The organism is Salegentibacter tibetensis, assembly GCF_020164485.1.
Lineage (GTDB): Bacteria > Bacteroidota > Bacteroidia > Flavobacteriales > Flavobacteriaceae > Salegentibacter > Salegentibacter tibetensis.
In genome coordinates this window covers 212,072-230,627 of the sequence record NZ_JAIQZA010000001.1, presented here as the reverse complement: position 1 = coordinate 230,627, position 18,556 = coordinate 212,072, and the positions used below count along the sequence as shown (strand labels likewise).

Genomic DNA, 18,556 nt, shown 5'->3' with positions numbered 1-18,556 from the left:
GTGCGACAGTCTTGTTTATCAACAGGTTCAACAGATCGGTATCTTTCAATCGCAGCTTGCGGAACTTAGTCAAGGAACTGGAATTGATAACTGCATCTTCGGGCGCCATCTCAAGAAAATACTTGAAGGACATATCATATCGTGAACGCTCCACTACATCCACGTCTGAAATGCAATAGATCGTTTTCAATAACAAGTATTTAAACATGCGGATAGGACTTTCTGCATTTCTCCCATTAGTTGCACAATATTTATCTACCAGTTCATCGTGGATAAAGGAAAAATCAATCAATTCATTGATTCTTCTAAGAAGATTGCCCTTGGGTACGATTAAATCATATAGATCGGAATACGCACTTAACTGAATTTTTTGTTGCTGCAATAACATATATAAGTCGCGGTTAATCAGCATTTAAAATACGAAAAAAGGAGTAAAAACACTACGGCTTCTACTCCTTTTTACTCACTTTAATTCAATTTCTTCAGGGACTTTTTCAGTGCCCTCTTGAAAAAGGCTGGTTTTTTTGTTTTTATCCTTTTGCTGATAAAGCTTCTCAAATAAATTCAACTTCAAAATCCAGATTCCTGGGAAAGAAACACTGCCTATTATTACAGGCCTGATAAAAAATTTTGCCACTTAATTTCTTTACTTGTTTCAGGTCTTCTTTTTTTAATTTGAGAAAGACTCTTAACTCAAAGCTATCACTCAGTACATTATGTGCTACTGTACCTAAAAATATGGTTTGTTCTCCTTCAGAAAAAAATTTATGTCGCGTTATTTCGTAGAACTCATTTTTTTTAAAGGAGACCTGTGTGGGGATAATATTTTCTGGCACCCCGGTCTCTGCCTGGATGTAATACCCATCCAGAATTTTAAAAGAAAGCTTTATCTCATAACCTGTTTCTGCCTTTTCTACTTCTGTTTCTTCTGCCTGAAATACTACAAATTCATCCTGTACAGGTATAAAAAATATAATGGCAAAAAACAGAAAATTACAGTATTTCATTGAGTCGTTTTTTTAGTTCTACCAGCTCAGCATCAAAATTCCTGGTGTCAAGAAGCGACATAAACTGGATCTTACCTTCCTCATCTATAATGATGTTAGAGGCCAGCATCACTTCGTCGCGTGAAAGATCGGGGAGCACATCTTTAGGTGCAAAGCTTGCAGCAACCTCTCCTTCAGGATCAAGTAAAATGGGAAAACTCAGATTATGTTTTTCTTTTAGTTGTTTTTCAACAAGTTCTTTAGGTTCCTTTACATCAATGATCAGGACCTCCACGTTCTTGTCTTTATAATCCTGGTATAACTTTTCCAGGTGGGGCGCCTCGGCATTGCAGAAGGGACACCAGGTGGTCGCGATATGAACCACCAGTATTTTACCTTTATAATCTCTAAGGCTAATCGTTTCCGCATCCAGACTTTTCAGCGAAAATTCAGGCGCTTTTTTATTGTGGATTAATTCAGAGATATCACTGGGATTTTCATCCTCTTGTGCAAAAAGGGGGTGATCGAAAGTCGGAATTATCAAAAGGCTTAGAAGGGTAATTAAAGTTAACCTCCATAAATTTTTATTCATCTTCATAACTTCAGTTTTTAGAAATTAAAGAAATACTGTATCCATTAGAAATAGAGGCAAACATTCTGAAAAACAGCTTTTTATAAAAATAATATTAAAATAGGTAATAAAGAAATGATCTTTAAAAAACATTTATACACCTGGGTTTTATGATTTTTGGTTATATTATTATACAATCTAATTTTAAACATTTAGCTATGAAAACCGTCTTTGAGAACATTGAAATTGAAGTAGCCAAAGGAGATATAGCCAATCAACCAGATGTAGAAGCCGTAGTAAATGCAGCCAATGCCGAACTTGCTATTGGCGGTGGTGTGGCAGGAGCACTTCATCGTGCCGCAGGACCGGGACTTTACGAAGAATGTAAACCCCTTGCTCCTATCTCTCCCGGGGAGGCTGTTATAACCGGCGCACATAATTTGCCCAACGAATATGTAATTCATTGTTTGGGGCCGGTTTACGGTCGCGACAAGCCTGAAGATAAACTTTTAGAAAACTGCTACAGGAATGCTTTAAAGCGTTCAGAAGAGAAGCAGGTAAAGTCGGTTGCTTTTCCTGCTATTTCTACGGGAGCTTTTGGTTACCCGATAAAAGAGGCGACGAAGATCAGTTTTAATACAATTTTAGCCGAAATCCCAAAGCTTAAACACCTGCAAAAGCTTAAATTTGTGTTATTCAGTGAAGCAGACCTTGAAATTTACAAAGCGATGCTTGCCGAAGTATAAACCAACCAGAAGCTATGCTAAATTTTTCAGCTACTTATACCGACCAGTATCAACTGGCGATGGCCCAGGTATATTTTAAAAAAGGCCAAAAAGACCATACCGCAATTTTCGATTATTTCTTCAGAAAGCTCCCTTTTAATGGGGGTTATGCGATTTTTGCCGGACTCCAGGATTTACTGGAAATAATTGAAAACATAAAATTCAGCAACAAAGATCTGGAATACCTGAAAACACAGGATTTTGATGATGATTTCCTGGATTATCTGAAAGATTTTAAATTCCGCGGAAATATTTATTCGGTACAGGAAGGTGATGTGGTTTTACCTACACGTCCGGTTTTGCAGGTGGAAGCCAATATAATCGAAGCCCAGATTATAGAAACAATCCTGCTGAATTTACTCAATTTTCAAACCCTTATCGCTACAAAAGCCAGTCGTATTAAACTGGTTTCAGGGGAACGAACTTTACTCGATTTCGGATTAAGAAGGGCGCAGGGTCCCGGCGGGTACTATGCTACCCGTGCAGCCATAATTGGTGGTTTTGACGGAACAAGTAATGTGGTTGCGGGCAGGGATTTTGATATTCCGGTTTCAGGAACTATGGCACATTCTTTTATTCAAAGTTATGATGAGGAGATCACTGCTTTCAGGGATTTTGCTGAAGGCAGGCCAAAAGAATGTGTGCTTCTTGTAGATACATACGATACGCTTAAAAGTGGTGTTCCTAACGCGATTAAAGTGGCTAAAGAGATGGAAGAACGCGGCCATAAATTAATGGCCATAAGGCTTGATAGTGGGGATTTAGCCTACCTGTCCAAGCAAAGTAGAAAAATGCTGGATGCGGCCGGTTTTGATTATGTGAAAATTGCCGCGTCAAATCAGTTAGACGAAAATGTGATAAAAAGTTTGCTTGAGCAAGGCGCCAGGATAGATGTTTTTGGCGTAGGCACCAACCTGGTTATTGGTAGTCCTGATGCCGCCTTGGACGGAGTTTACAAATTGGCGTATTCTAATGGAAAACCAAGGATTAAAATTTCAGAAAGCATTGTAAAGGTTACCCTTCCGCATAAAAAGCAGGTGTATCGTTTAAGGGATTCTCAGGGGGAATGTGTTGGTGGCGATCTGGTTGCTCTTTTCGAAGAGGATAATATTGAAAATATGATACATCCTTTTGAACCTTATAAGCATATGAAAGTTGATGGCTTGCAAAAAGAGCCTTTGCTACAACCGGTTATGGAAAATGGCGAAAACAAATTGGAACATAGATCGCTTCAGGAAATCGCTGAATACAGTAAAAACCGGCTCGCCGAACTTTCTTTTGAATTTAAACGCTTTAATAATCCGCATATTTATAAAGTGGGAATTAGTGAAGCCTTAAAATCAGAACGAGACAAGTTAATTACATCTTTTAAAAATTAAGAAGTATATGAAAACCTTGATTATTGTAGATCCTCAAAACGATTTTATGCCGGGGGGCTCACTTGCCGTTCCAAATGGAGATGAGATCATTCCGGTAATAAATAAGCTTCAAAAAAAGTTTGATCTGGTGATTGCTTCCCAGGATTGGCATCCTAAGGCTCACGCCAGTTTTGCCAGTAGCCATATGGGAAAAAAGGAATTTGAAACAATAGACCTTAACGGAACTGAGCAGGTAATGTGGCCGGAACATTGCGTACAAAATACCGATGGTGCCGAATTTAATGAAAATTTAAAAACAGCAAAAATTGAAGCGATCTTTAGAAAAGGAACCAATCCTGAAATTGATAGCTACAGTGCTTTTTACGATAATAAACATCTAAAATCTACGGGGCTTACTGGCTATTTAAAGGAAAAGAAGGCCGATGATCTTTATTTCTGCGGACTTGCAGCTGAAATTTGTGTTTATTTTACGGCTAAGGATGCTATTAAAGAAGGTTTTAAAGCTACCATTATTGAAGATGCTACACGTGCTCTTGATGCGGAAGATTTTAAGAAAGCAAAAGCTGAATTAGAGGATTTGGGCGGAAAAATTATTACTGCTGAAGCTATTGAAAATTGATGTAGTACACATAGCCCACATTAAGCCAAAAAATATAATCGTTGAATTTATTTTGTGGTGCATCTATATTCAATCCATCAAGCCAATCGCTTCCATAGTATTGGCCCCTGGCTTCAATTAAGAGATCGTGTCTAAACCCTAGACGGTATCGCACCCCCAATCCGCCAATTATGGCATACGTGGTGCCGCGTTCAAAATTCATTCCTCCAACAAAAGTTGGAAATACGTTTTTTGGGTTTTCCAGGGAACCTAAATCAGAATAAGCATCAGGTTTGTAAGACACAAAATGCCCTCCTAAACTTACATAGGGGGAGAACATATAACCAGAGTGGGTAAAATCCCTGATACGAAAAGGGTGGTATTCCAGGTGTATTCCGCCTTCAATAATCTCACTTTCCCCGTGCATCGCTCTTAACAATTGCCCGCCGAGAGTAGGTTTGCTGGCCACAGGACCAAAATGCTCTAGTTTGGAGTAAAAATAATCCAGTTCATTTCTAATTCTAAAATGATTGGTAAAGAAAGAGGCGGTTTGGGAATAATGACAATCGCTTTTATAGGCGAAATTCATATAATGTGAAATTCCTATTCCGTAGCCGGCATTGTTAAGGTTGTTTTTTACATTCCAGCGTTCGCCATAATCGGTAAAAAATGAGGCTGGTCCTGCTTTAACGGCTATTTCGTGGGCAATGCCAAATTGAGAATAACCCTTTACCTGAAAGAGTAAAATGAAAACGATAAAAGCTAAAAATATTTTGCAATTGCACATTCATTCAGGCTTGAGCGAAGAACAAATATATAAAAACTACTTTAACAAAAATTACAGATTGTACTCTACTTGAAAATCCCTAAATCGAAGACGTTAATTTTATATGAAAAGACAAAAATTTGAGGTCATTTTTTATAGAACCCATATATTTGCAACATAAAACACAGTTTTTTTTATAAACTATTTGTAGTATCACATAATATGGAACAAAATATACAAGATTTTCTGGATAAAGTATCTCAAAGAAATCAAAACGAACCGGAATTTATGCAGGCCGTGCACGAAGTTGCTGAAACGATTATTCCTTTTATAGAAAAGAATAAAAAGTATCAGAACATGCAATTGCTGGAGCGTATGGTAGAACCAGAACGAGTAATTATGTTCAGGGTTTCCTGGTTGGATGATAAAGGTAATATTCAGGTAAATCGCGGTTTTAGAATTCAAATGAATTCTGCAATTGGACCTTATAAAGGCGGATTGCGTTTTCACCCTTCTGTAAATCTTAGTATCCTTAAATTCCTCGCTTTTGAGCAGGTATTTAAAAACAGCCTTACCACTTTGCCTATGGGTGGAGGAAAAGGTGGGTCTGATTTTGATCCTAAAGGAAAATCTGATAACGAGGTAATGCGTTTCTGCCAGAGTTTTATGACAGAACTTTACCGGCATATCGGTGCCGATACCGATGTTCCTGCGGGAGATATTGGGGTTGGTGGCCGTGAAGTTGGTTATATGTTTGGCCAGTACAAAAGATTGCAAAATGAATTCACCGGAATTTTAACCGGGAAAGGACTTTCTTATGGTGGTTCTTTAATTCGTCCCGAAGCAACAGGATATGGAAATGTATATTTTGCGCAAAATATGCTTAGAACAAGAGATGAATCTTTTGAAGGAAAAACCGTTGTTGTTTCTGGATCTGGAAATGTAGCGCAGTATGCTGCCGAGAAAGCCCTGGAATTTAAAGCTAAGATCTTAACCATGAGTGATTCAGGTGGTTATATTTATGACGAAGCTGGAATTGATGAAGAAAAGCTTCAGTTTATTATGGATCTTAAAAATGTAAGACGCGGAAGAATTAGCGAATATGTAGATAAGTATCCTTCAGCTAAATATTTTGAAGGGGAAACTCCTTGGGGAGTGAAATGCGATGTTGCGCTACCTTGTGCAACTCAAAACGAACTGGAAGAGGCTGATGCTAAGAAATTAGTTGAGAATGGTTGTATCTGTATTGGCGAAGGTGCGAATATGCCCTGTACTCCAGATGCTGTGGAGGTATTTAAGGAAGCAAAAATCCTTTTCTCTCCCGGTAAAGCTTCTAACGCTGGTGGTGTTGCCACTTCAGGTTTAGAAATGAGCCAGAACTCTATGCGATATAACTGGACTTCGCAAGAAGTTGACAAAAAACTTCACGCGATTATGAACGATATTCACGAGCGTTGTGTAGAATTCGGAAAAGAAGAAGATGGTTATATAGACTACGTTAAAGGTGCAAATATTGCCGGTTTTGTAAAAGTTGCCGATGCCATGCTTGCCCAGGGAGTAGTGTAATTCATACCTGCTTATCACCTTAATTTAAGGTCGCTTTTTAGCGACCTTTTTTATGAATTATAAGTTTTAACTGAGGTTAATAAAAACATATCACTATAATATTATAGTTCCTTTTTTATTGTGCTTCAATTTTTAGGATTTTAAGAATTTATTGTAGATTGGTTTCATAAAAAAGTTGAAATCCTAACTTTCATCAGATTTTTTCATCTGTAATATCCAGATCAATTACGAGTTGAGATCTCGAAAGACCTGACGTGAGTTTTCTTGAAAAGAAAAGAGCTGTCTCTTCTGTTCAAGCAGCCTCTAAATGCATGAGAATAAAAAATAAACTTTAAATAAGCCAATCCATTAATTTAAACTCAAACTAAAGTACTTATGGAGAATTCTAGTATTCCATTCAGGTTTTTACAAAATTTTTTAATTGTTTTAATCTGTTTACCCTTCCCTTTTTGCAGCCTTCAGGCGCAACAAACTTTACCCGATTCAACTCTTTTTCAAACTTTGGAGTACCGTGTAGCTGGTCCTTACAGGGGTGGACGTTCTACGGCTATAGCAGGTCATGCCGATCGTATCAATGAATATTATTTTGGCGCAACTGGAGGTGGTCTTTGGAAAACTACCGATGGCGGTCTTACCTGGAAGCCCGTTACAGATAAACAAATAAACGCGTCTTCTGTGGGAGCTGTGGATGTTGCAGATAGTGATCCTGATATAGTATATATTGGAATGGGAGAATCCCAGTTTAGAGGAAATATTATGCAGGGAGATGGAATCTATAAATCTATAGATGCCGGAGAAACCTGGGAAAATGTAGGTTTAAAGAATTCTCAAACTGTGGCCCGGGTCCGCATTCACCCAACAAACCCAGATATAGTTTACGTAGCTGTTTTGGGCCATCCTTTTGGTCCGAATGAGGAACGAGGAGTATTTAAAACTACAGATGGCGGGAAATCCTGGAAAAAGGTTTTATATAAAGGGCCTAAGGCTGGTACCGCTGATTTGATGATAGATCCTAATAATCCTGAAGTTATATATGCTTCTATTTGGGAAGTTTATCGTAAGCCCTGGAAAATGTGGGGAGGAGGTGGTGCTTCCGGTCTTTTTAAATCTGAAGATGGAGGAGAAAACTGGACTGAGTTGAGTAATAATCCCGGGATGCCTGAAACGCCTCTCGGTAAAATTGGCGTGACTGTTTCTCCGCAAGATTCCGATCGGGTTTGGGCAATAATAGAAGCGAATGAAGGAGGGGTGTTTCGTTCAGACGATGCCGGAAAGACCTGGGAGCGTGTTAATGAAGATCGGAAACTTCGCCAGAGGGCATTTTATTATACCAGGATCTACGCCGATCCTAAGGATAAAGAAACCGTCTACGTACTTAACGTTGATTTTTGGAAATCTACAGATGGAGGGAATACTTTTGATCACGAAATTGAAGTTCCCCATGGAGACAATCATGATTTATGGATAGATCCCAATAATCCAATGCGAATGGCCGAGGCCAACGATGGGGGTGGAACCATCTCCATAAACGGTGGAGAGACCTGGACAGATGAAGATTATCCAACAGCACAGCTTTATCATATTACAGCAACAAATGACTTTCCTTATTTTATTGCAGGAGCGCAGCAGGATAATAGTACCGTAGCAATTCCCAGTGAAGGTTGGGATTTTATGACTTCAAGAGAAAATTCAATTAAAGAGTATACATATTCCTATCCGGTAGGAGGAGGGGAGAGCGGTTATATCGCTCAGGATCCCAATAATCTGGATATATTCTATGCCGGAAGTTATTCGGGTGTTCTTACACGTTTTAATAGGAGTACCGGAGAAAGAAGACGAATTGAGCCTTATCCACGATACTTTATGGGAAATCCGGCTGAAACCTTACCCGAAAGAGTGCACTGGACTTATCCTATTGTTTTTTCCCCGCTCGAAGACAGGTTGTATGTCACATCACAGCACGTATGGACAACCACAAGTGAAGGACAATCCTGGGAGAAAATTAGCCCCGATTTAACTTATGCCGATCCCGAGACTATGGGAGAAAGTGGTGGTGAAATCACCCTTGATATGAGTGGCCCCGAGTTGTATGCTACTATCTATGCTTTAGCTCCATCCTTTCATGATGTGAACACTATTTGGGCTGGATCTGATGATGGACTGATTCACATTACCAGGAATCACGGTGATTCCTGGGAAAATATCACTCCTCCCGGATTGCCTAAAAACTCACGGGTAAGTATAATTGATGCATCCAGGCATCAACCGGGAACAGCTTATGTTGCTGTAAAAAGATACCAGATGAACGACAGGGCACCCTATATTTTTAAAACCGATGATTACGGTAAAACCTGGGAGAAAATCACAAATGGAATTCAGGATGGACATTACGTACACGTGGTGCGGGAAGATATTACAGCTCCCGGGGTTCTTTATGCAGGAACAGAGCATGGAATGTATGTTTCTTTTAATGATGGGGCGAATTGGAGTTCACTTCAACTAAATCTTCCAGATGTAGCAATTCGTGATCTTGCAGTAACTGAAAAGGATATTGCTATTGCCACTCACGGAAGATCAATGTGGATTCTTGATGATATTTCACCTGTAAGAGAATATAGCAAAGAAATAACCAATAAGGATTTACACCTATACAAACCTTACTACGCCGTAAGAAGAGTTCAGGATGCTGTTTTTCATTATAATCTTGGAAAAGAATCTGAGGAGGTGAAAATTGAGATTCTGGATTCTTCAGGAGAGATCGTTCAAAGTTTTACAACAGAGGAAGATGAGGAATCCATAGCTACAGAAGAAGATATTGACAATTCAGCAGAAACAAATACAGACAATGAGGAAGCAGGAGATGAAGCAGCTGAAGAGAAGAAAGATTCATCTATACCCACTAATAAAGTAGGGTTGAACACCTTTAAATGGGATTTGCGTTACCCAGGAGCTACTGTTTTTGAAGATATGATCTTGTGGTCTGCCAGTCCCGAAAAAGGACCTATCGCTAAGCCTGGAATTTATGAAGTAAGAGTTACGGCCAATGGTGAATCTGAAACTCAAACTTTTGAAATAAAAATTGATCCCAGAGTTCAGGGAGTAACAGAAGCTGATCTGGAAGAACAATTTGATCTTTTGATTAAGATTAGGGATAAAGTAAGTGAAGCAAATGAAGCGGTAATTAAAATTAGAGAGTACAAAGAAGAAATGGGTGATAATATTGACCCTCAAACTTTAGAAAAGTTAAATGAAATTGAAGAATCAATCTATCAGGTAAAAAATGAGAGCCCGCAGGATCCTCTAAACTTCCCTATAAGACTTAATAATAAGATAGCAAGTCTTGGAAATATTGTGGATAGCGGAGAGGCAAGACCTACCGATGGAGCTTACAAAGTGTATAATGAACTCTCAGAAGAACTTTCTGTTTTAATAAATGAAATGAATTCGATTTTGTTGAATGCAAATAGAAGTAATTCAGTCGAAAATTAATATTTTAAGTTTTTTGAACCTTGAAAAGCCACTTTTTGTGGCTTTTTCATTTTTAATATCCAAAGAGATTTGACGTATTTTTGAATGCTTAGTAGGGGCTGTATTTAATGAAACTTTGAAGAAAGATTAATCCATATTTTATGTTGATTACCACCAAAGCAATAGTAATAAGTGCTTTAAAATACGGCGAGGCCGATTTGATTGTGAAAGCCTATACCTACAGCGATGGCTTAAAAACCTATATGCTTAAAGGAGTGTTGAAATCTAAAAAAGGAAAATTCAAGGCTTCCCAGTTTCAGCTACTTACCCAATTGGAGATTGTGGCAAACCACCGCAACCAGGGAAAAATGGAGTACCTGCAAGATGCTAAAGTATTACATACTTATACCAGCCTGCATACTAATATGGTAAAAGGCGCGATGCTGATGTTTTTAGCCGAAGTTTTAAAAAATGCCATTCGGGAAGAAGAAACCAATCCGCAGTTGTTTAATTATCTCGAAAACTCACTTATGTGGCTGGATCTGCACGATAAAATCGCCAATTTTCATCTTTTATTCTTATTAAATTTAACCCGTTACCTGGGTTTTTATCCAGATACTGCTTCAAAAGAATTTACCTACTTTAATCTTTTAGATGGTGTTTTTGAGTTGAATAGTCTAAATAATTACTGCATTGATGGCCGGAATGTGGAGATTTTACGACAGTTCTTAGGCATAAATTTTGATACTTTGAATGAAGTAAAACTAAATCAGCAAAGTCGGTCCAATTTCCTAAATATGTTAATTTTATATTACGAATTGCATATTGAAGGATTTAAAAAACCAAAATCGCTTGCCGTGCTCAACGAAATTTTTAGCTAAATGCGAAGTTTGATAACAGGAGTAATTCTCCTTTTTTTTATGGCTAATATTATCTACGCTCAGCAGATACAGGTTTTAGATGAAGAAACACACGAACCTCTTGCCAGTGTGGCGATATACAATGCGGAAAAGTCTAAAAGTGCACTTACTAATTTTGATGGGGAAGCAGATGTTTCAGCATTTGACCGGGATGAAATTATACATTTTACGCACGTTAATTATACCAATAGAAGCCTCAGGAAATTCCAGATTCTTCAAAATGAAAATAAGGTCTACCTAAAGGGTAATGATAATGAGCTGGAACAGGTGGTACTTTCGGTAGCGAAATTTGAAATGAATAAAGATGAAATTCCGCAGAAGATAGTCAGTTTTTCAGCAAATGATATCATTATGGCGAGCCCGCAAACCTCTGCCGATCTTTTGGAAAGCAGCGGGCAGGTTTATATCCAAAAAAGTCAGTTGGGCGGTGGTAGTCCTATAATTCGGGGTTTTTCAACAAACCGACTCTTAATTACCGTAGATGGTGTAAGAATGAATACCGCAATTTTTAGAAGCGGAAATCTTCAAAATATAATATCTATAGATCCACTGGCAGTAGAAAATACGGAGGTAATCCTTGGACCGGGTTCGGTGGTTTATGGAAGCGATGCCGTGGGTGGAGTGATGAATTTCTATACTTTAAAGCCAAAGTTTTCTTTTGGCGAAAAAAAGTCGGTTTCCGGAAATGCATATTCCCGCTATGCTTCTGCCAATAACGAAAAAACCATACACGCCGATGTTAATATTGGTCTGGAAAACTGGGCATTTGTAAGTAGTATAACTTACTCAGATTTTGGAGATTTAAGAATGGGATCTCACGGCCCCGATGAATATTTGCGAAACGAATATGCGGTGCGAAGAAATGGGGAAGATGTGATTGTTTCTAATGAAAACCCTGAAGTACAAAAGCCTACAGGTTACAATCAAATAAATTTGCTGCAAAAGGTAAAGTTTATGCCACATAAGGACTGGGACCTTAATTTAGGACTTATATATTCTACTACATCAGATTTTCCAAGATTTGACAGGCTTTACCAGGAGCGGGATGGCGGATTGCGTTCGGCAGAATGGTATTATGGACCGCAGGAGTGGTTTATGGGGAATTTTAAGATTAATAAAAAGGGACACGGGCCCCTATATGATAAAGCCCAGGTAACCACCGCTTATCAGTTTTTTGAAGAGAGCCGGCATAACCGGGATTTTGGGGAGGATTGGTTATATAATACGCAGGAGAATGTAGATGCTTATTCGGTTAATTTTGATTTTGAAAAGACTTTTGAAGAAAGCCGTTTGTTTTATGGAGCAGAATATGTTTTTAATAAAGTAAACTCCACCGGTAATGTTCAAAATATTTTAACCGAAGAAGAAAATATTACAGTTTCACGATACCCAAACGGATCTACCTGGCAATCAATCGCAGCTTATGCAAGCTATCAATGGAAAATTAGGGAAGACCTTTCTTTTCAATCGGGGCTTCGTTATAATCATATTCTGGTTGATGCTGAATTTGATGAAAATTTATACGATTTCCCGTTTCAGGAAGCTAATATAAACACAGGTGCTTTAACCGGAAGCGTAGGAATTAACTGGCAGCAAAATAGGTATATTGGCTGGCGATTAAATCTTTCCACAGCATTTAGAGCGCCCAATATAGATGATGTTGGAAAAATATTTGATTCTGAACCGGGCGCAGTTGTGGTGCCGAATCCAAATTTAAAACCAGAATATGCCTATAGTAGTGAACTTGGTTTTGACTGGAAACCTGCAGAAAATATCAGTTTAATAGCCACTGCCTTTTATACTTATTTAAACGACGCGATGGTGCGCAGGGATTTTACTTTAAATGGAGAAGCTGAAATTGACTACCAGGGAGAACTCAGCCGCGTGCAGGCTATTCAAAATACTGCTAAAGCCCACGTTTATGGTTTAGAAGGTGGGGTAGAAATAGACCTTTCGGTAGCGCTTCGGTTTAGTTCACAGATTAGTATTACCGAAGGAAAAGAGGAACAGGAAGACGGCTCTACAGCACCCTTAAGACACGCCGCTCCAATATTTGGAAACACGCATTTAACCTGGCATAAAAAAAGGCTGAAACTTGATCTATTTGCTGAATATAATGGCCAGTTCGATTATGAAGATCTCGCCCCTACAGAACAGGGTAAGGCATATCTTTATGCCATAGATGATAATGGAAACCCTTATTCTCCTTCCTGGTATACCATAAATCTCACGGGCCAATATCAACTTTCAGAAAGTTGGCTTGCCACAGCTTCTTTAGAAAATATTACCGACCAACGTTATCGAACTTATTCTTCCGGAATTGCTGCGGCAGGTAGGAATCTAATTTTAGCCTTGAGGTATAGTTTTTAAAATTTTTCTTAATTCTCAGGGCTTTCAAAAACCGTTTAGGTTTTATTCACTATCAATTTCTTTTCGGCTAGCTTTTTCCGTTTTTCTAACCTGCTCTTTTCTTAAAATTGATTATTTTCGCGACTCATTGGAAATTTTGAAGAAATGAGCAATAAGTTCCCTGAATATAAAGGACTTGACTTACCGAAAATAGCTGAAGAAATCCTAAGCTACTGGAAGGAGAACGATATTTTTGAAAAAAGCGTTTCTACGCGGGAAGGCAAAGAGCCTTTTGTGTTTTTTGAGGGGCCACCTTCAGCAAATGGGCTTCCGGGCATTCACCACGTGATGGCGCGAGCCATTAAAGATATCTTTTGTCGGTATAAAACCCAAAAAGGGTTTCAGGTAAAACGTAAAGCCGGTTGGGATACCCACGGTTTGCCCGTAGAACTTGGGGTTGAAAAAGAACTCGGGATTACCAAAGAAGATATTGGGAGCAAAATTTCCGTAGAAAAATATAACGATGCCTGTAAAAACGCGGTTATGCGTTACACCGATGTGTGGAATGACCTTACCGAAAAAATAGGCTATTGGGTAGATATGGACGATCCATACATTACCTACAAATCAAAATATATGGAAACGGTTTGGTGGCTGCTTTCCGAAATTTACAAAAAAGGCCTAATCTACAAAGGTTACACCATTCAGCCTTATTCGCCAAAAGCCGGTACCGGTTTAAGTTCTCACGAGCTTAACCAACCTGGGACTTATCAGGATGTAACCGATACCACGGTAACAGCGATGTTTAAAATTACAGATGTTTCAGCTGCTACAGTTAAAGAGGATTTAGAAGGGGCTTATTTAATCGCCTGGACCACCACACCGTGGACCTTACCATCAAATACCGCCTTAACCGTGGGGCTAAAAATTGAATATGTTCCGGTAAAAACTTATAATCAATATACGTTCGAACCAATTACGATTCTCGTTGCAAAAGATCTGGCCAGAAAGCAATTCGATAAGAAATTCACAGAAGTTGAAACCGAAGAGGAGTTAAAAGCTTATTCTGAAGGCGATAAGAAGATTCCATTTTTAATCGGGGAAACGATTTTAGGAAAAGATCTTGTTGAAATAAAATATGAGCAGTTATTGCCTTATGCGCTTCCTGCAGAAAATCCTGAAAATGCATTTCGAGTAATTTCCGGGGATTTTGTGACTACTGAAGATGGTACCGGAATTGTACATACTTCACCGACTTTTGGTGCCGATGATGCGATGGTGGCCAAACAGGCTTCACCGCAAATTCCGCCATTATTGGTGAAAGATGAAAACGGAAATTTGGTGCCAATCGTTGACCTTCAAGGGAAGTTCAGACCAGAAATGGGTGAATTTGCCGGGAAATATGTAAAAAATGAATATTATGATGAAGGCCAGGTACCGGAAAAATCGGTAGATGTAGAGCTTGCCATTAAACTTAAGGAAGAAAATCGCGCTTTTAAAGTAGAAAAATACGTTCACAGTTATCCAAATTGCTGGAGAACCGATAAGCCTATTTTGTACTATCCACTGGATTCCTGGTTCATTAAAGTGACCGAATTCAAGGAGCGAATGTTTGAGTTAAACCAAACTATTAACTGGAAACCAAAATCTACCGGCGAAGGCCGTTTTGGGAACTGGTTGGCCAATGCTAACGACTGGAATTTATCCAGAAGCCGTTATTGGGGTATCCCGTTACCAATCTGGAGAACTGAAGAGGGCAAAGAAGAAAAGCTTATTGGTTCTATTGCTGAATTAAAAGAAGAAATGGCGAAGGCTGTAAAAGCCGGCGTTATGGATAAAGATATTTTTGAAGGTTTTGAGCCCGGAAATATGAGTGAAGAAAACTACGATCTGGTAGATCTTCACAAAAATGTGGTAGATGAAATCATTCTGGTTTCCGATTCTGGAAAACCAATGAAGCGGGAGGCCGATCTTATAGATGTTTGGTTCGATTCAGGGTCCATGCCTTATGCACAATGGCATTATCCTTTTGAAAATAAAGAAAAAGTTGAAAGAGGAGAAAGGACGGCCGATTTTATAGCTGAAGGCGTTGACCAAACTCGGGGGTGGTTTTATACCCTGCATGCAATCGCGACAATGATTTTTGATGACGTAGCTTATAAGAATGTTGTTTCCAATGGACTCGTTTTAGATAAAAATGGACAAAAAATGTCTAAACGTCTTGGGAACGCGGTAGATCCGTTTGAAACTCTGGCGGCTTACGGGCCGGATGCCACTCGCTGGTATATGATCTCCAACGCCAATCCCTGGGATAATTTAAAATTTGATATTGAGGGAATCGCTGAGGTACGCCGTAAATTCTTCGGTACACTATATAACACTTATTCTTTCTTCACTTTATATGCGAATATTGATAATTTCACTTATGAAGAGAAGGATGTTCCGTTAGAACAAAGACCTGAGATAGATCGCTGGATCCTTTCAGAATTACATACGCTTATCAGAAAAGTAGATAAATTCTATGCCGATTATGAACCTACTCGTGCAACCCGGGCAATTTCAGAATTTGTTCAGGAAAATCTTAGTAATTGGTTTGTGCGTTTAAGCCGTAGAAGATTCTGGAAAGGCGATTATCAGCAAGACAAGATTTCGGCTTATCAAACCCTTTATACCTGTTTGGTTGAAGTAGCCAAACTGGGTGCGCCGGTAGCACCGTTCTTTATGGACAGGCTTTACAAAGACTTAAACAAGAGTACACATAAAGAAAACTTTGAATCGGTACATTTGGCTGAATTTTCAAAGTATGATGAAAAATTTGTTGATAAGTCTTTAGAACGAAAAATGGAGAAGGCTCAAACCATTTCTTCGCTAGTACTATCACTTAGAAAGAAGGAGATGATAAAAGTGCGTCAGCCGCTGCAAAGGGTAATGATTCCGGTTCTTGACGAACAGCAACGCGAAGAAATTCAGGCGGTTGAAGACCTGATAAAATCTGAAGTAAATGTGAAAGAACTTCAGCTTATAGATGATGCTTCAGGATTGTTGGTGAAACAAATAAAACCAAATTTTAAAGTTCTTGGCCCACGATTTGGCAAAGATATGAAGCTGATAGTCAATGAGATAAATAAATTTACTTCCGAAGATATTAAAAGAATTGAGCGTGAAGGTGAGATAAGCATAGACCTTAACGGAGAAATGACTAAATTAGCTATAGAGGAAGTAGAGATCACTTCTCAGGATATTGAAGGTTGGTTAGTGGCGAGTAGTGGAAATATTACCGTGGCTTTAGACGTTAGTATCTCTGACGAATTGAAAAAAGAAGGAATTGCCAGGGAATTGGTGAACAGGATACAGAATATGAGAAAGGATTCTGGTTTCGAAATTACCGATACAATTGAAGTGACCCTACAAAAAGACGGTATTGTCGAGGATGCTGTTAATCAAAATATAACCTATATCAAGAATGAAACATTAACTGCAAGTCTCGAATTTGCGGAGGTAGTAACTAAAGGAGCCGAGGTGGTTTTTGACGATGTTACTACTAGAATGTTTATTAAAAAACATTAGAAATTATGGCAACTGAAGTAAAAGAGCGTTACAGCGATGCCGAATTAGCTGAGTTTAAGGCCTTGATTAAAGGCAAAATCACTAAGGCACAGGAGCAATTGGCCATTTATCAAAATGCTTATAAAAATGATGGGAACAACGGTACCGACGATACCGCTCCAACATTTAAAGCTTTTGAGGAAGGCAGTGAAACTATGAGTAAGGAAGCGAACTCTCAATTGGCTATTAGGCAGGAGAAATTTATTCGTGATCTCAAAAATGCATTAACGCGAATTGAAAATAAAACTTATGGAATATGCCGTGTAACCGGGAAATTAATCGCTAAAGAGCGTTTACAACTTGTGCCGCATGCTACTTTGAGTATTGAAGCTAAAAATATGCAGAAATAAAAGCTTTCTGGATTTTATATATTACGTCCCTTTGCCAATGCTTTGGGACGTTTTTGTTTTACTTATTACAAAATTGCTTTTGAGAAGCTGATTTTTAGCCGGGTAAAAACTAAATAATATTAGTATTTTAGCGGCGTTTTAAATTCCACAGAGTTCATGTCCTTAAAAAAAGCGGGTATTATTATCGTTTTGGTACTTTTAATAGACCAAATTTCAAAATTTTATATCAAAACAAATTTTTCGCTGGGCGAAGAAGTGCCAGTTTTTGAGTGGTTTAAAATTTTATTTGTAGAAAATGAAGGTATGGCCTGGGGTACCAAAATCCCGGGAGAATACGGGAAACTTTTCCTAACCTTATTCAGATTAGTGGCCATTGTTGGTATTGGTTACTGGCTGTGGGATTCAGTTAGAAAAAATGGTTCCAGAATCTTAATAACCGCAATTGCCTTGATTTTCGCCGGAGCTTTTGGAAATATCATAGACTCGGTTTTCTACGGAATTGTCTTCAACGATAGTTATGGTCAGGTAGCTGAATTTATGCCAGCACAAGGCGGCTACGGCACCTTATTTCACGGGAAGGTGGTAGACATGCTTTACTTCCCGCTATGGCAGGGATATTTACCTGAATGGATTCCTTTTTGGGGCGGGAATTATTTCACATTTTTTGAGCCGGTTTTCAATATAGCCGATACCGCCATTAGTGCGGGTGTAATTTTGCTTCTGCTTTTTAATAGGCGGGCTTTCCCTAAAGAAGAGGAAGAAATTAAGGAAAAAAATAATTAGGCAGCGGCGTGACCGTTACGGTCAAAAATCTTCTCGAATTTTTTCAATTCTATTGGTTTGATTAAATAATCGGTAACCAGGTTAAAAGATTTTGCCCGTTCCAGGTCTCTCGGATCTATAGAGGAACTCACCACGTAAAGCGTGATTTTCTTTTCGAAGTTATTCTTTATTTTAATAAACTCATTTAGAAACTCCCAGCCATCCATAATTGGCATATTAATATCCAGAAAGATAATATCTGGAAGAATTTCTTCGGTAGCGTTTTCCAGGATCAATTTAAAATGATCTAAGGCTTCCATTCCGTTTTTAAAAATGAGAAGATTTTCTGAAAGTTTTTTAATTTCAATGATCTTCTTAACAAGGTTTACGTATATTTTATCATCGTCAATAATACACGCCAATTCTACTTTTTGCCCCATGAGAATTAGT

At 38.6% G+C, this 18,556-nt stretch carries 15 protein-coding genes; 10 read left to right on the top strand and 5 right to left on the bottom strand.

The annotated features are described in order from the left end of the window. From LB467_RS01020 to LB467_RS01010, 3 genes are all read right to left on the bottom strand, one after another. Positions 1–388, bottom strand: a 388-nt coding sequence (locus LB467_RS01020; protein ID WP_224472171.1) for a transposase, incomplete at its 3' end; no start/stop codon positions are given. 166 nt (positions 389–554) lie between these two features. Beyond that, positions 555–1,007 carry a hypothetical protein gene (locus LB467_RS01015; RefSeq protein WP_224472170.1) on the bottom strand — a complete coding sequence of 151 codons (453 nt, stop codon included), beginning with the start codon at positions 1,005–1,007 and terminating at the stop codon, positions 555–557. Further along, positions 994–1,584, bottom strand: a complete 591-nt coding sequence (locus tag LB467_RS01010) for a peroxiredoxin family protein (RefSeq protein ID WP_224472169.1) — start codon at positions 1,582–1,584, stop codon at positions 994–996. The genes LB467_RS01015 and LB467_RS01010 overlap by 14 nt, the downstream gene beginning before the upstream one ends. A 191-nt stretch (positions 1,585–1,775) precedes the next feature. Here LB467_RS01010 and LB467_RS01005 point away from each other — a divergent pair, with 191 nt between their 5' ends. Genes LB467_RS01005 through pncA form a run of 3 tightly spaced genes read left to right on the top strand, consistent with a single transcriptional unit; the run spans position 1,776 to position 4,340 of the window. Next, on the top strand, positions 1,776–2,303 hold the full coding sequence (locus LB467_RS01005; protein ID WP_224472168.1) for a macro domain-containing protein: 528 nt from the start codon (positions 1,776–1,778) through the stop codon (positions 2,301–2,303). 14 nt (positions 2,304–2,317) lie between these two features. Continuing rightward, on the top strand, positions 2,318–3,721 hold the full coding sequence (locus LB467_RS01000) for a nicotinate phosphoribosyltransferase (protein ID WP_224472167.1): 1,404 nt from the start codon (positions 2,318–2,320) through the stop codon (positions 3,719–3,721). Between the two features lie 7 nt (positions 3,722–3,728). Then, positions 3,729–4,340 (top strand): bifunctional nicotinamidase/pyrazinamidase, encoded by a 612-nt coding sequence (gene pncA / locus LB467_RS00995; protein ID WP_224472166.1) that lies wholly within the window; start codon positions 3,729–3,731, stop codon positions 4,338–4,340. Here pncA and LB467_RS00990 read toward each other — a convergent pair. After that, positions 4,327–5,106: a THC0290_0291 family protein gene (locus LB467_RS00990; RefSeq protein WP_224472165.1), complete on the bottom strand. Its 780-nt coding sequence runs from the start codon at positions 5,104–5,106 to the stop codon at positions 4,327–4,329. The two genes, pncA and LB467_RS00990, sit on opposite strands and share 14 nt — an antisense overlap. 201 nt (positions 5,107–5,307) lie before the next feature. Here LB467_RS00990 and gdhA point away from each other — a divergent pair, with 201 nt between their 5' ends. The 7 genes from gdhA to LB467_RS00955 all read left to right on the top strand — a co-directional run bounded on the left by gdhA (position 5,308) and on the right by LB467_RS00955 (position 18,127). Beyond that, positions 5,308–6,651, top strand: coding sequence for an NADP-specific glutamate dehydrogenase (gene gdhA / locus LB467_RS00985; RefSeq protein ID WP_224472164.1), 1,344 nt, complete (start codon positions 5,308–5,310; stop codon positions 6,649–6,651). A 375-nt stretch (positions 6,652–7,026) separates the two neighbouring features. Next, positions 7,027–10,140, top strand: a complete 3,114-nt coding sequence (locus LB467_RS00980; protein ID WP_224472163.1) for a WD40/YVTN/BNR-like repeat-containing protein — start codon at positions 7,027–7,029, stop codon at positions 10,138–10,140. 140 nt (positions 10,141–10,280) lie between these two features. Continuing rightward, positions 10,281–11,000, top strand: coding sequence for a DNA repair protein RecO (gene recO, locus LB467_RS00975; protein WP_224472162.1), 720 nt, complete (start codon positions 10,281–10,283; stop codon positions 10,998–11,000). Next, positions 11,001–13,409, top strand: a complete 2,409-nt coding sequence (locus LB467_RS00970) for a TonB-dependent receptor (protein WP_224472161.1) — start codon at positions 11,001–11,003, stop codon at positions 13,407–13,409. Between the two features lie 144 nt (positions 13,410–13,553). Next, a complete protein-coding gene (gene ileS, locus LB467_RS00965; protein WP_224472160.1) occupies positions 13,554–16,955 on the top strand; it encodes an isoleucine--tRNA ligase in 3,402 nt (1,133 codons plus the stop codon). Between the two features lie 5 nt (positions 16,956–16,960). After that, a complete protein-coding gene (locus tag LB467_RS00960; protein ID WP_224472159.1) occupies positions 16,961–17,344 on the top strand; it encodes a TraR/DksA family transcriptional regulator in 384 nt (127 codons plus the stop codon). A 156-nt stretch (positions 17,345–17,500) separates the two neighbouring features. Beyond that, positions 17,501–18,127, top strand: coding sequence for a lipoprotein signal peptidase (locus LB467_RS00955; RefSeq protein WP_224472158.1), 627 nt, complete (start codon positions 17,501–17,503; stop codon positions 18,125–18,127). Here the strand turns inward: LB467_RS00955 and LB467_RS00950 are convergent. Beyond that, positions 18,124–18,546, bottom strand: a complete 423-nt coding sequence (locus LB467_RS00950) for a response regulator (protein ID WP_224472157.1) — start codon at positions 18,544–18,546, stop codon at positions 18,124–18,126. The two genes, LB467_RS00955 and LB467_RS00950, sit on opposite strands and share 4 nt — an antisense overlap. Positions 18,547–18,556: the final 10 nt, after the last annotated feature.

Excerpts from the sequence above, each read along its gene's own strand:
- LB467_RS01015 (WP_224472170.1), bottom strand. The coding sequence starts at position 1,007 with ATGAAATACTGTAATTTTCTGTTTTTTGCCATTATATTTTTTATACCT.
- LB467_RS01010 (WP_224472169.1), bottom strand. The coding sequence starts at position 1,584 with ATGAAGATGAATAAAAATTTATGGAGGTTAACTTTAATTACCCTTCTA.
- LB467_RS01005 (WP_224472168.1), top strand. The coding sequence starts at position 1,776 with ATGAAAACCGTCTTTGAGAACATTGAAATTGAAGTAGCCAAAGGAGAT.
- LB467_RS01000 (WP_224472167.1), top strand. The coding sequence starts at position 2,318 with ATGCTAAATTTTTCAGCTACTTATACCGACCAGTATCAACTGGCGATG.
- pncA (WP_224472166.1), top strand. The coding sequence starts at position 3,729 with ATGAAAACCTTGATTATTGTAGATCCTCAAAACGATTTTATGCCGGGG.
- LB467_RS00990 (WP_224472165.1), bottom strand. The coding sequence starts at position 5,106 with ATGTGCAATTGCAAAATATTTTTAGCTTTTATCGTTTTCATTTTACTC.
- gdhA (WP_224472164.1), top strand. The coding sequence starts at position 5,308 with ATGGAACAAAATATACAAGATTTTCTGGATAAAGTATCTCAAAGAAAT.
- LB467_RS00980 (WP_224472163.1), top strand. The coding sequence starts at position 7,027 with ATGGAGAATTCTAGTATTCCATTCAGGTTTTTACAAAATTTTTTAATT.
- recO (WP_224472162.1), top strand. The coding sequence starts at position 10,281 with ATGTTGATTACCACCAAAGCAATAGTAATAAGTGCTTTAAAATACGGC.
- LB467_RS00970 (WP_224472161.1), top strand. The coding sequence starts at position 11,001 with ATGCGAAGTTTGATAACAGGAGTAATTCTCCTTTTTTTTATGGCTAAT.
- ileS (WP_224472160.1), top strand. The coding sequence starts at position 13,554 with ATGAGCAATAAGTTCCCTGAATATAAAGGACTTGACTTACCGAAAATA.
- LB467_RS00960 (WP_224472159.1), top strand. The coding sequence starts at position 16,961 with ATGGCAACTGAAGTAAAAGAGCGTTACAGCGATGCCGAATTAGCTGAG.
- LB467_RS00955 (WP_224472158.1), top strand. The coding sequence starts at position 17,501 with ATGTCCTTAAAAAAAGCGGGTATTATTATCGTTTTGGTACTTTTAATA.
- LB467_RS00950 (WP_224472157.1), bottom strand. The coding sequence starts at position 18,546 with ATGGGGCAAAAAGTAGAATTGGCGTGTATTATTGACGATGATAAAATA.